This is a genomic window from Paraniabella hibiscisoli (assembly GCF_022512515.1).
Lineage (GTDB): Bacteria > Bacteroidota > Bacteroidia > Chitinophagales > Chitinophagaceae > Niabella > Niabella hibiscisoli.
Window position 1 is genome coordinate 3149316 of record NZ_JAKWBK010000001.1, and the last position, 12370, is coordinate 3161685.

12 protein-coding genes and 1 pseudogene are annotated in these 12370 nt (G+C 43.8%); 6 read left to right on the forward strand and 7 right to left on the reverse strand.

Translation table 11 applies throughout. The features are described from left to right. Positions 1 to 17 precede the first annotated feature (17 nt). The 5 genes from MKP07_RS19690 to MKP07_RS19710 all read left to right on the forward strand — a co-directional run bounded on the left by MKP07_RS19690 (position 18) and on the right by MKP07_RS19710 (position 4430). On the forward strand, positions 18 to 1307 hold the full coding sequence (locus MKP07_RS19690) for a DUF6443 domain-containing protein (RefSeq protein WP_240848699.1): 1290 nt from the start codon (positions 18 to 20) through the stop codon (positions 1305 to 1307). Beyond that, positions 1301 to 3448, forward strand: a complete 2148-nt coding sequence (locus MKP07_RS19695) for an RHS repeat domain-containing protein (protein WP_240848700.1) — start codon at positions 1301 to 1303, stop codon at positions 3446 to 3448. The genes MKP07_RS19690 and MKP07_RS19695 overlap by 7 nt, the downstream gene beginning before the upstream one ends. A 44-nt stretch (positions 3449 to 3492) precedes the next feature. Continuing rightward, the gene (locus tag MKP07_RS19700) at positions 3493 to 3744 is read left to right on the forward strand and encodes a hypothetical protein (RefSeq protein ID WP_240848701.1); all 252 of its coding nucleotides are present in this window, start codon (positions 3493 to 3495) and stop codon (positions 3742 to 3744) included. 10 nt (positions 3745 to 3754) lie between these two features. After that, positions 3755 to 4123, forward strand: coding sequence for a hypothetical protein (locus MKP07_RS19705; RefSeq protein WP_240848702.1), 369 nt, complete (start codon positions 3755 to 3757; stop codon positions 4121 to 4123). A gap of 61 nt (positions 4124 to 4184) precedes the next feature. After that, positions 4185 to 4430 carry a hypothetical protein gene (locus tag MKP07_RS19710; RefSeq protein WP_240848703.1) on the forward strand — a complete coding sequence of 82 codons (246 nt, stop codon included), beginning with the start codon at positions 4185 to 4187 and terminating at the stop codon, positions 4428 to 4430. Positions 4431 to 4882: 452 nt separating this feature from the next. Here MKP07_RS19710 and MKP07_RS19715 read toward each other — a convergent pair whose 3' ends face one another. Beyond that, the gene (locus MKP07_RS19715; protein WP_240848704.1) at positions 4883 to 5134 is read right to left on the reverse strand and encodes a hypothetical protein; all 252 of its coding nucleotides are present in this window, start codon (positions 5132 to 5134) and stop codon (positions 4883 to 4885) included. Here MKP07_RS19715 and MKP07_RS19720 point away from each other — a divergent pair. Then, on the forward strand, positions 5133 to 5345 hold the full coding sequence (locus tag MKP07_RS19720) for a hypothetical protein (protein ID WP_240848705.1): 213 nt from the start codon (positions 5133 to 5135) through the stop codon (positions 5343 to 5345). The two genes, MKP07_RS19715 and MKP07_RS19720, sit on opposite strands and share 2 nt — an antisense overlap. Positions 5346 to 5789: 444 nt before the next feature. Here the strand turns inward: MKP07_RS19720 and MKP07_RS19725 are convergent, their stop codons facing one another. From MKP07_RS19725 to MKP07_RS19750, 6 genes and pseudogenes are all read right to left on the reverse strand, one after another. Continuing rightward, complete coding sequence (locus MKP07_RS19725) at positions 5790 to 6065, reverse strand: GH36 C-terminal domain-containing protein (protein ID WP_240850952.1); 276 nt, start codon at positions 6063 to 6065, stop codon at positions 5790 to 5792. Between the two features lie 105 nt (positions 6066 to 6170). After that, positions 6171 to 6872 (reverse strand): annotated as a pseudogene (locus MKP07_RS19730) (glycoside hydrolase family 36 protein); the annotation flags it as partial. 13 nt (positions 6873 to 6885) lie between these two features. Further along, positions 6886 to 7839 carry a glycoside hydrolase family 36 N-terminal domain-containing protein gene (locus MKP07_RS19735; protein WP_240848706.1) on the reverse strand — a complete coding sequence of 318 codons (954 nt, stop codon included), beginning with the start codon at positions 7837 to 7839 and terminating at the stop codon, positions 6886 to 6888. 172 nt (positions 7840 to 8011) lie between these two features. Further along, complete coding sequence (locus MKP07_RS19740; RefSeq protein ID WP_240848707.1) at positions 8012 to 10348, reverse strand: glycoside hydrolase family 95 protein; 2337 nt, start codon at positions 10346 to 10348, stop codon at positions 8012 to 8014. 30 nt (positions 10349 to 10378) lie between these two features. Then, complete coding sequence (locus tag MKP07_RS19745) at positions 10379 to 10819, reverse strand: hypothetical protein (protein ID WP_240848708.1); 441 nt, start codon at positions 10817 to 10819, stop codon at positions 10379 to 10381. A gap of 47 nt (positions 10820 to 10866) precedes the next feature. Beyond that, the gene (locus MKP07_RS19750; RefSeq protein WP_240848709.1) at positions 10867 to 12219 is read right to left on the reverse strand and encodes a sialate O-acetylesterase; all 1353 of its coding nucleotides are present in this window, start codon (positions 12217 to 12219) and stop codon (positions 10867 to 10869) included. Between the last annotated feature and the right edge of the window lie 151 nt (positions 12220 to 12370).

The window sequence follows — 12370 nt, forward strand, 5'->3', positions numbered from 1 at the left end:
CACATAAAAGTAAACAAATGAAAAGCAATAAAGTCTCTACAATACTGCATTGCATATGCCTGCTACTGGCTCCTGTAACGGCAATTTTTGCCCAGGCGCCTGGCAATCTTCCTGTGTACAGCAGTAATACCCCTGTAAACTACACACGAAGCTGGACGGCTACGGTACCCGTCACCAACCCTGTTACACTGGCAACCGGGAACATGCTTCAGGCCAAAGAGGTTACCCAATATATCGATGGACTGGGCAGGCCTCTGCAATCCGTAATTAAAAAGGGCTCGCTGGCAACCACAGATGCTGCTAATAGCAGTGGCAGCGATACCGCCGCTGCGGCAGACCTGGTGACCCCGGTATTGTACGATGCTTACGGGCGGGAGGCTTATACCTTCCTGCCTTTTGTAGCTAATACTGCCGGTGGTAACAGCTCAGTAAGGGACGGCCTGTTTAAAACCAATCCTTATGCGCAACAGGACCAGTTTGCAGCCGCGCAATACAACAGTCAGTGGACAGACGCAGGCTACGCCTATTCCCAGACAATGTTTGAAGCCTCCCCGTTAAATCGTGTGCTGGAGCAGTTTGCTCCAGGGGCCAATTGGGCCGGTACAGCTACCCAAAGCAGCGAAGCCAGCCGCCATAGTATAAAATCAAAATACTGGATTAATACCGTAGCCGACGATGTGAAGGTGTGGCATATTACTGATGGCAGTTTGGGCGTACCTATCGCCAGTAGCTACACCGTCGCCGGCACGTATGTTCAGGGCGAATTGATTAAGACGGCTACTGTGGATGAGCAAGGAAAACAGGTGATCGAGTTTAAAGATAAGCAGGGCCAGTTGGTACTAAAGAAAGTACAGCTTTCAGCTGCGGCAGACGATGGGAGCGGTAGCGGTCACACAGGATGGATATGCACATACTATCTCTACGATAACCTCGGCAATTTAAGATGCGTGGTACAGCCGGAAGGCGTGAGGACTTTATCGCAAAACAGCTGGAGCTTTACGTCGACGATGCTTGCCGAGCAATGTTTTCGATATGAATACGATGAGCGCAACCGGATGGTAATTAAGAAAGTGCCCGGCACCGCTGAGGTGGTTATGGTATATGATGTAAGGAACCGCCTGGTGATGACCCAGGATGGAAACCTGCGCGGTCAGAACCTGTGGAACTATACTCTTTACGATAACCTGAACCGGGCGGTCAAAACCGGCATTTTTCAGATGCCAATGGGCCGACCAGCCACTGGGCAACAGCGCGTAGCAAAAGTGGCAATAATGCCGCTATCCAATACCCTGAACCGGGGATGCTGACCGGGGTTAGTCCGCTTACCGAAACTTTTTACGATAGCTACAGTTGGATTACCGAAAGAGGGATTACGGCTATAGACGCCGACTATAGCAATTTGCACGACAGTTATTTTTATAATAGTAACGTTGGTGATAATAGCGGTTTCCCATACCAGCAACAGAACATAAAAGATAGCCGCACCAAGGGAATGATAACGGGTACACGCACTAATGTGCTGGGCACTACCACTTATATTACCACCCTTACCATTTACGACGACCAGGCCCGCCCTATACAGGTTAAAACTGTTAACGCAACAGCTGGTGTGGATATTACTACCACCCAGTACAGCTGGAGTGGCCAGCCGCTTACGGTAGTAAGCAGGCAGGAGAAAGCAGATGCAGGCGCTATACCTATTACAAGGGTTAACAGGTACACTTACGACGCATTGGGCCGGGTTACGCAAATCACTCAAAATACGATCGAACATAATAGCAGTATCCAAAGTGGCGACATTGTGCTGGCCCAAAACCAATACGATGCATTAGGGCAACTGGCCACCAAAAAGCTGGGCATAAACAATGGCACACCTATAGAAAGCCAGCATTATGATTATAACATCCGTGGCTGGCTACTCGGCGTCAACCGCGGCTATTTAAATGGCAGTTCAACAGGCCATAATTTCGGATTTGATCTGGCCTACGACAAACAGGATAATCTTAGCGGCACCACAAATTATGCCAGGGCCCTTTATAATGGCAATATTGCCGGTATGAGCTGGAAGGGTAAAACTGGCTTAGCGGAGTTAAGGCGATACGACTATGATTACGACGCTGCCAACCGCCTGTTAAAAGGAGATTTCACCGACTTTACCAGCCCCGGCAATAGCACTGGCTACGACATCAAAATGGGCGATGGAGTGACGGCTTCGAGTGCTTACGATCTGAATGGTAATATATTAAAAATGTGGCAGCGGGGACTGGTAAGCGGTACTGGCCAGGTAATCGATGATTTGACCTATGTGTACCAGGGGAGTAGTAATAAACTGGCCCGTGTTACGGATGCAGCAGCGGCTACTACCGGCCTGGGTGATTTTAACAATGGCAGCAACGGAGATGATGATTATGCCTATGATGTTAATGGCAACCTCACGCTGGACAAGAACAAAAATATTAGCAGCATTATATACAATATCCTGAACCTTCCTGAAGTCATAACCGTAACAGGTAAGGGCACAATTGCTTATCTTTACGACGCCTCGGGCGTAAAATTGAGTAAAATAGTGAACGAACCCGGTGTGGGGCAAACTACCACTCAATACCTGGGAGGCTTGATCTTTGAAAACAATGTATTGCAGCATGTATCCACTGCAGAAGGTCGAGCGAGATTAGAATCCGGTGCCTGGAAGTATGATTACTTTTTAAAGGATTATTTAGGTGATGTGCGGATGATGTTGGCAGATAACGGAGCGGTGTTGGAGGAGATGCATTATTACCCGTTTGGACTGACGCAAAGAGGAATATCAACAAGCAATCCAACGTATAGCTTACAGAATAAGTATAAGTTTAACGGAGGTAACGAATTACAGACCGGCGAGTTCAGCGGAGACGTTGGGTTGGAGTTGTATGATGCTGTTAATAGATTGTATGATCCACAATTGGGAAGATTTTGGCAGGTCGATGAGTTTGGGGAAGCTAATGAGGAATGGACCACTTTTAATTTTGCAATCAACAATCCTATTAGTTTTAACGATCCTTTTGGTTTGAAAGAAGGCCCGAAACATGTTAAAGAATTAGAAAACGTCATGGTATTAGGAGTTAGTGGAGGTTTATGGGGTAAGACAAACTTTTATTACCAGGCGCTAAGAAACGGTGTTAATATTGATATGATCAGCAATAATTCGATGCGGAAAAGTATGCAGAATATCCGGCGGATTGTTAATGATAGAGAGCGTAGGAATATAGCGACAAGAGAATCTGATGAGATTGTTTTGGAGATTGCTGTAACTTTTGCTCCGGTAAGCCAATTGCTAAAACTTCGATATTTGCGATATGCAGCACGACTTTTTAATTTTAAACGAGGTAAGGTTGTTGTCAAAGTCGCGGAAGAAACAGTTGAACATATTGATGAGGTTGCAGTTGTCGCTAAGGAGGAATACAGCTAACCAAAAAGATTTTTGGGCATACATTTACTACTCACGGAGATGATATGACAAACTTTTTGATTAATAGAGCAAAAGGTTCTGGTATGGCACAAGGTCAATTCTTGAATAATCAAAAAGCAGCTCAATTTATTTTAGACAACATTAGTAAAACAGCAAATGGAGCTGTGAATATTCCTATTCCAAAAGGTTTTCCTGCGAGAGTTATTATGCCAGATGGAACATTTAAAGCAGCTACTCATATACGACTTGTTCCTGGTGGGGGTGGTGTTAAAACAGCTTATCCATTAATCCTTTAATTTCTGCCTTATGATACTTAAAAAAGAAATAATCGAACAGCTTAGTAAGGAGTTATTATTGCCTTATACAGGTACGGAACAGGATTGGGGTATAGAAATGGCAGATTCTAACAGGATTGATGAATTTATTAAGTTCTATAAGGAAAGTAATTTGTATGATGATAAGAAAATAGCAGTAATGTCTCTTATACTTTCTTCTTATGATGATTTACTAAATGAGAATAATTTGGAAATTGATGATAGATGGAACGAAATCAAATCAATATTAAAATATGAAAAGATAATTTTTGTTGACTTGATAGACTATTGGTTGTTGAGTAATGAAGTAGAAAAAGGCAATCTTTTCCGAATAACACCTCTTATGAGAAATCTAAAATAGAATGAAGTTGTTTATTAGAGTATTGCAGTTTGTTTGAGCTGCATTTGTCACTAATGTAAAAGTGGCAAGTGCAGCCATTGTATTTCCAAATACACAGGAAGCAATAGAATACTCTTCGTTTATCCCAGAAGCAACAAAAGTAGTTTTCAAAGCTGTCGAAAATAAAAATGGTCTTTTATACCTCGACAAAATTGTAACTACTTCTGAACATAGTATAGTTCAAATAGTATTTTTCAACGCTAGTGAAATTGACAACGTAATTAAAGAAATAGAAAGGCTAAAAATGTGGATGGGAAGGAATGGATGATCAGTGCCTAGTAGCTGTTGATGTTCCTGCCCCAATAAACTATACTACAATTAAGAAGTATCTAAACTTACAACCATCTAATGAGGTTGTAGATTACAAAGAAGCTTGCTTATCTGACACTCATAGAAAGCTTATTACCTCTCCTACAAATAACCAATAATGCGAAATTACAATAATACTTTTTTGCCTTAGTTGGGTGTGTTACGAATCGAAATCGGGATAGATTTTGAATGCTGAATACAAGATGATAGTCCAAAGGACTTCTTTGGAGGAGGTCGATCGCATACGCTGTGCATACGGAGTATGCAAACCACCTGAAGGTGCTGTAGTTAAAAGCAATCGTGAACGTTCAGGTAAAGATACTGTGTCGAAAATTCCACCTCTTAATTAACCCCAAAAATCTTCCAGCCTAAAATCCTCGCCACACATTTTATGTAGTGTAGAGCTCAATTCTATAAGGCGTATTTTTTGAATCGACAATCACCTGATTGTTTTTTCTGGAAAAGGGTTTTGATGAGTTTCCAGTCGTTGCTCAAATAGGCTAAACAGCTCAACCCACCAGTTTCCTTCGGCCAAGCATCAATTACCATCGGCGTTCCGCGGAAAACCATCGGTTGAGGGAGTAATACCTGCGCCGGCCTGTTGATCAGCTTCGGCTGTGGGATGTGGAGCTTTGCTGTTGCAATACGCACCATCGCCGGCATGGGTTTTAGGCAGGTAGTTGGGGTGCCAGGCTTTGCCGGGGAGTATAAAAGCTTTGTAGCCGAAGGGTATCAACCCTGCAGCATTGGTACACACCCATTGGCTGCAGGTAAAACAGATGCCTGCGAAGGAAACAGAGCCGGGGTTCACCTCCGCATACCGGCAGCGAAGCAAAAGATCGGGACGACCTCTATCTCATTTGCAACCACTTAGCTTACGGTAGGTACAACGCAGGTAAATACCCCGCGAGCGTAGGCGTAGGCTGGGTACCCCCACCTTTTAGGTACCCCCCCCCCATAAAAAAAGCCCCGCAAGCGGAGCTCTCAACAAATAATAAAAACATAAAAGGGGAGAAAAACGGGTCAGGCAGCCGGCGTTTCGGGTGTTCTGACTTGCTTAAGTTTAACTTGTATTTGAAAAAGCTGTTATACGCCATATACTGCATCAGGCTTGCTGCCACTTATTGAAACTGGCTGAACGACCAGTGCAATTGGTGAAAAACACCAACTGCGGCATGAACTTCTATCTCAAAAAAGCTGGTATACGTGGTGTACTGTATGAGGCTTGCAGCACCTGATTGAAACAGGCAGAACGACACCAGTGAAGTGGTGAAAAACACCAACTGCGGTATGAAAGAAAAGAATTTTAAAGTGAAATTTATCCGGCCTTCTCAATCCTCAACACCACACTGGTTCTTTGCGCATTCACTACCGGGTTAAAGCCAATAGTCATTAAAAATTCACCACTGTAAGTTTTTGATTCATCTATAGCCGTTTTAGTTCCCGGGTATAAACAAGTTTCGGTGATCTTGTATTTTGCCGCCGGGTTAAGACCTTTGAGGCGAACAGGATAAATACTTCCTGAACCATACCGGTTATTCACCAGGTAATTGAAAATAACACCTTTCGATTTATCCTCGTTAATATAGGCCATCGATGCTATATCGCCTTCTGTAGGGTTAGCTAACCGGTACTGATTACCAAACCATACAATATCTTTAAAAGTATTGTACTGTTTGATTGCATCCTGGCAATATTGAAGATCTTTTTCGCTTAAATGTTTTACAACGATATCAAAACCAAGTTTGCCCATCATGGCTACATCTGTTCTGAATTTAATGGGTTGCTTACCCCAGTCGGTTACGTGGTTGGCGCTCGTAATGGCAGGGTAGAAGTAAGAATACTCCCATTGCATAAATATCCGTTCCAGCGGATCGGTGTTGTCGCTAGGCCAGAACTCCGTGAAGTATTCCAGTGCGCCGTAATCTACACGACCGCCACCACCAGAGCAAAGCATCATGGGTACTGTAGGATATTTGCTTCTGATCCGCTTTAGTACATTGTATAATCCACGCATGTACTCAATATAAAAATGCGATTGGTTTTTAAGATAAGCCGAGTGGGCATTGTAAATAACGGCATTGCAATCCCATTTAATATAAGCCAGTTCCCCGTTTTGTGTGAACAGGTCATCTACTACTTGAAATACAAAGTTCTGTACCTTGGGATTACTGAGGTCCAGTACCAGTTGATTCCTGAAATAATGTTCTGCCCGTTGCGGTTGCTTTACTACCCAATCTGGATGCTGCTCATACAATTCGCTTTTAGGATTGACCATTTCGGGCTCAATCCAGATGCCGAATTTTACCTGGTTGTTGGCTGCTTCTTTTACCAGCGTGCCGATACCATTAGGTAGTTTTTTCTTATTAGGCTCCCAATCCCCTAACCCGGCCACATCACCGTTCCTGGGATATTTATTCGCGAACCAGCCGTCGTCTAAAAGAAATAAATCTACACCTAGTTTCTTTTGTGTCTTTTATGAGCTCCTTTAGCTTGGTTTCGTCAAAATCGAAATAAGTGGCTTCCCAGTTATTTAATAAAGTAAGCCTGTCTTTTTTACCATCCAGCACTTTGTAATGGCGTGCCCAATCCTGTAGCTTACGGCTGGCGCTTCCCTTGCCCTCGTGAGATAACGTATATAAGAATCCCGGAGTTACAAAATCTTCGTTGGGTTTTAAAGTGTAAGCAGAAGCATAGTTATTGATGCCCGATATAATACGCAGGTTATTCTGGTAGTCCAGTTCCAGGTCGGTTTTGAAGTTGCCGCTATATTCCAGCGCCCCATATAAAACCGTGCCTTCGTCCTCAGTTGCTGCCTGATCCAGCGATACCATAAACACCGAAGGCTGAAATAAATTGGCCCTGGTGCCCAGTTTGCTGTCCAGCGTTTTAATGCCATGGGTGAGCTTGGAGGTTTCACTCTGCATTTCTTTAGCCCAATCGCCATGATACTGGGTAAGCCAAAAGCTTTTGCCTTTTATATGGAGATTGGCCGATGCATATTTATGCAGGGTTACATTCGATTTCTCGGCATGCCTGATCACGGCCCATTGTTCAACAACATCCTGTTTGAAGTATGACTTATAAAATAAGGTTACCTGGAAATTGTAAACCGGATCTTTCAATATAATGGACAGCTGGCTGACACCATTACCTAGGTCTTTTTGCTCGTGCTGTACATAGCGAAGATCGAGCGAATTGTTACCATCGGCATGCGTTACAGTAATGGCAGGCTCCAGTAAATTCCGGGAACCGGAAGCGGTATAGGCTGCATCGGCTACTTCCGTATAGTCAGCCGTTTGCCGGTATGCATTTGTAATTAAAGCATACTCATTAATACTGTTAAGTTTTTTTCCATAGTATAACATGGAAAGTTTTTTTGCTGGTCCACTTTCAATACCATAGCATTCTCTGCTGTTGTTACCGGAATGATCTGTTCCTGTGCCAATGCGGCATTGATACTACACATACTATTACTGTCCACAAACCTTTCAAAGCAAATCTCATATCCTGTTTTTTATAAATAGTGTATTAAGTAAATTATCGTGCAATAGTGGTTGCATTAATTATCTGCCCGTTTACTTTTAGTTTTACCTGTTGCTTAACAGGCGCATAAAGTTTATAGTTGGTTACTTTTCCGTTAACCCATTGCATATCGATGGTGATATTATTCTGGGCCTTAATACCTTTTATAGACCCCTGCTTTTTCCAGATCTCAGGAATGGAAGGCAATAGTTCGATATAGCCGTCATGACTTTGCAGCAACATTTCCAGTATACCGGCACTTCCTCCAAAGTTACCGTCAATCTGGAAGGGAGGTCCTGCTGAAAGCAGGTTCGGATAAACACCGCCACCGGCGCCATAATTGATGTCTGTTTTTAAAGTTGGGCGTAAAACTTCTTTCAACAATTTAAAGGCTCTTTCTCCATCATGTAAACGCGCCCAAAACAGTTGCTTGTGGGTAATTGCCCAGCTCGGTCCATCATCGCCTCTAACTTCTAAAGTTTTTTTGGCTGCTTCCATCAGTTGAGGTGTTTTATTGGCAGTGATCGAAGAGCCGGGATAAAGTCCCCATAAATGAGAAATATGGCGGTGCTGCGGATCTGCCTCTTTATACTCCTCCAGCCATTCCATAATTCTTCCATCGCTGGCAATACGTCCGGCCGGCGGGATCTGTTTTAGCTTTTGGGTAAGGTCAGCTCTGAATGCTGCATCAACATTCAGGATCTTCGATGCTTCAATCACATTGTTAAAAAGCTCCCGGGTGATCTGGTTATCGATAGTAGGTCCCATGCAAACATTAACATGTTTACCGTTCAATACAAAAGTATTTTCGGGTGATACCGAAGGCGCCGTAACCAGCCATTTGGTTTTAGGGTCCGTAACCAATGCATCCCGGTAAAAAAGTGCTGAGCCTTTTAAAACCGGGTAAATATCTTTTAAGTATTTTTTGTCTTTTGTATAAGCATAATGAGCCCAAAGATTTTCACATAGCCATCCCGAACCGGAATTGGCAATACCCCAGGAAGCGCTCTCCCCGGGTTCTGTAAAGCCCCAAACATTGGTGATTACATGAGCAATCCATCCGTTGGCATTGTAATAAGCTTTGGCAGTGCGCTCCCCATTCTTCACCAGGCCTTTTACCAGCTCGGCAAGGGGTAGGTTCAGCTCCGATAAGTTGGCTGCCTCCAGGTGCCAGTGATTCATTTCCACATTAATATCTAAATGATAATCGCCGTTCCAGGGTGTATTGACCTGGTTGGCCCAAAGCCCCTGCAGGTTGGGAGGTAACAGCCCTACACGGGTGCTGCTGATGCTAAGATACCGTCCGTATTGCAAAAACAGAACGGGCAAGGCGTTGTCGCTCTGCGGATTCTTATAGAAAAGATCTAATCTTTTATCAGTAGATAAGCTACTGTTCTCACCGGCACCCAGGCTTAGAGAGAAACGGTTAAAAAGTTTTCGAAAATTCTGGGTATGAATCGTTTTTTCTGACAGATAGTTTTTACTCATGGCAGTTTGCAATAACTGCCGGGTTTTACTTTCAAATCCGGGGTTTTTGAAATCAGTACCCATAGATACGTAGATGTAAGCTGTAGTAGCATTGGCTACCGATACCTCTTTATCGCTTGTGTTAACCGATCCACCGCCCGACAGCTTCACCGAAGCCAGCGCCATATATTGCATGCCTTTGCCATCGGTACCATTATCCAATTGTCCATATATACCAACAATCTGATCTTTTACTTTTACGTTGAATCGTTCAGGTCTTGATAAACTGAATGAAAAGTTTAGGGCGCCGGGTTTACTGCTGGTTAGTTTGATAATGCCCACATCTGTTCCAAAGCTGGTGATATATTCTCTTGTATAAGTTACGCCACCCGTTTTGAAGCTTGTTGTAGCCAGGGCCTGGTCCAATTGCAAGGACCGGTAATAATCAGTTGTGCTTGTGTTAGATTGATTATAATGATAATTGATTGTGAGGTTTCCCAACACCTGGAAACAACCCCATTGTTTACCACCCGATCCGGGTCCTTTACAAATAAAATGTTTATTGATCAGGTCCTGTGCATCGTCGTTTTTACCGGCTGCCAGCATTTTCCTGATTTCAGGTAGGTATTGATTGGCTTCGTAATTATTGGCATCCTGTTCTGATCCAGACCAAAGCGTTATATCATTCAATACAATATTTTCTTTGGCGATACCACCATCGGGCATCATACCTAAACGGCCATTACCAAGAGGCAGGGTCTCTTCCCATACGGCCGCCGGCCGGTCATACCACAACTTCAGGCCTTTATTGGTTTGGGCGAAACTATTGTTGCTAGCGATAAAAAATGCTACAATGAAAACACTGGTTCTTGTTATATATTTCATCAATATACTGTTTGAACATTTATGAGGTTACTAAAATTTCTTCCAGCCAGCCGTGGTCAATGGCCAGTTATCTGTACGGAAGGGAGATGCCGGCAGGTTTTGCTTATTATATAAACTTGCATCGGGATTGTCTGCCCAGGCATAACGCACCGCCACCGGGTATTTCATCGAGGGGCTGCTCACTATTACTTTATCGCCGGTTATTGTTGCTTCGGCCCAAACAAATTGCTGATCGGCTCCGGCAATTGCAAAGCCCCTTAACTTTCCATTTTTTGCAACCAGGCCACCACCTGTATGCTTAAAGCTGAGTATGATCTTGTCGCCATCTGTTTTTGCAGAAGTGAACACAGGCCCTGATGCAACTATATTTTTGCCGTAAGTAATTTTTTCAGCTGCTAAAGCAAGCCGTATACCTACATCCTGCTTGTTGCGGGGGTGTATATCATTGGCTTCGCCGATATCGATTGCCAATGCTTCACCTGTATTAGGAATAGAAAGTGTTTGGTGCTGCGCAGCTCTTAGCTCGGCCCAGGCACTGGCTGCGGGTTCTTTTTTCGCTCCAGGTAATTAGCCAGCTGCACCCATATAAAGGGGAAATTATACCCCCATGCTTTTCGCCAATCAGCTATCATAGCAGGAAATAATTGCTGGTAGCGTACTGCTTCATTTACATTTGCTTCTCCCTGGTACCATATAGCGCCCTTTATTTTAAGATCTGTAACCGGGCTGATCATGGCATTGAATAATTGTGAAGGAAAGGCATTAGGTCCTGTCTCAATCAAATTATACTGTTTAGAGATAACGGAAGGCTTATAATACCAGGCTCCTGAAACCGGGATCTTTTCGTTACCCATACTTATAAAAAGATCTTCAGGTTTCCCTAACATACCGCCCTGTGCAGCTCCGTCAATCATTTTTATGGTGATGGTGTTTTTGCCTTGTTTCAATACAGACGCGCTGATGGGGTATACCCGGTTTTTGTTCCATATATTGTCGCTGCCCACCAGTATGCCATTAATATAGGTTGAGTCTGCATCATCAATAGCACCCAGGTGCAAAAGAATATTCTGATCGGAGGGAACTGCGTCCAGCTCAAAACTTTTCCTGAACCAGATAATGCCATCTGTATTGCCAATTTCAGACGCCTCCCATGTGGAAGGCATTTGTATGGTATTCCAGCCCTCTGTTTGATCATTCTTATACCAGGCCTCTTTGCTGCCCGGATCCGTTTCCAGGGCCAGGTTGTATGCTTTTCTTCTTTCATCCTGTTCTGCAAAAGTTTGCTTCATTTTTACCGGGTCGAGATGACTGTAGCCCTCAAAGGCAGAAATTGCCGGCCAGCTGGTCCATGCCTGTATATTAGTGCCTCCCCAATTAGTGCTGATCAGCCCCACAGGAATTTTCGTATCCTGGTTGATCTTTCTGCCAAAGAAATAAGCAACCGCAGAAAAGGAAGGGATATTGGCTGAACTGCATTCCAGCCATTGTCCGCCGGCCACATCTTTTTGAGGCACAAAGCTGGTGGCTTTTTCTACAGTAAATAACCGGATTTTGGGATAATTGGCTGCCGCAATTTCCTGTTCGGCGTTATTTACCTTAGACCAGCCGGATACTGGCATTTCCATATTGGATTGCCCGCTGCAGATCCATACATCGCCGATTAATATATTTTGCAAAACTTTCTTGTCGTCCGAACTTGTTATGGTAAGATCATAGGGGCCGCCCCAGCGCATGGGTTTTAAAATGATCTTCCAATCTCCGTTCGAGTTAGAAGAGGCAGATACCTGCTGCCCGTTAATGCTCACTTTTATAGGCTCATTATTGCCTGCCTTACCCCATATTGTCAGGGGTTGATCGCGTTGCAAAACCATATGGCTGGTAAAGATTTTAGGCAGCCATATTTCAGCGTGCAAGGCAGACGACAGTAGAATTAAAAATAAAACGGTACTAAAGGTTCTTTGCATGTATCCGGTTAGTTAAAGGGTAAATGTTTTATTGTGCATAATCATTCCAAAAGGTAAC

Coding starts and splice junctions, on each gene's coding strand:
- MKP07_RS19725 (WP_240850952.1), bottom strand. CDS start 6,065: ATGGCCTATATTAACGAGGATAAATCGAAAGGTGTTATTTTCAATTAC.
- MKP07_RS19690 (WP_240848699.1), top strand. CDS start 18: ATGAAAAGCAATAAAGTCTCTACAATACTGCATTGCATATGCCTGCTA.
- MKP07_RS19735 (WP_240848706.1), bottom strand. CDS start 7,839: ATGTTATACTATGGAAAAAAACTTAACAGTATTAATGAGTATGCTTTA.
- MKP07_RS19705 (WP_240848702.1), top strand. CDS start 3,755: ATGATACTTAAAAAAGAAATAATCGAACAGCTTAGTAAGGAGTTATTA.
- MKP07_RS19715 (WP_240848704.1), bottom strand. CDS start 5,134: ATGCCGGCGATGGTGCGTATTGCAACAGCAAAGCTCCACATCCCACAG.
- MKP07_RS19720 (WP_240848705.1), top strand. CDS start 5,133: ATGGGTTTTAGGCAGGTAGTTGGGGTGCCAGGCTTTGCCGGGGAGTAT.
- MKP07_RS19750 (WP_240848709.1), bottom strand. CDS start 12,219: ATGGTTTTGCAACGCGATCAACCCCTGACAATATGGGGTAAGGCAGGC.
- MKP07_RS19740 (WP_240848707.1), bottom strand. CDS start 10,348: ATGAAATATATAACAAGAACCAGTGTTTTCATTGTAGCATTTTTTATC.
- MKP07_RS19700 (WP_240848701.1), top strand. CDS start 3,493: ATGACAAACTTTTTGATTAATAGAGCAAAAGGTTCTGGTATGGCACAA.
- MKP07_RS19695 (WP_240848700.1), top strand. CDS start 1,301: ATGCTGACCGGGGTTAGTCCGCTTACCGAAACTTTTTACGATAGCTAC.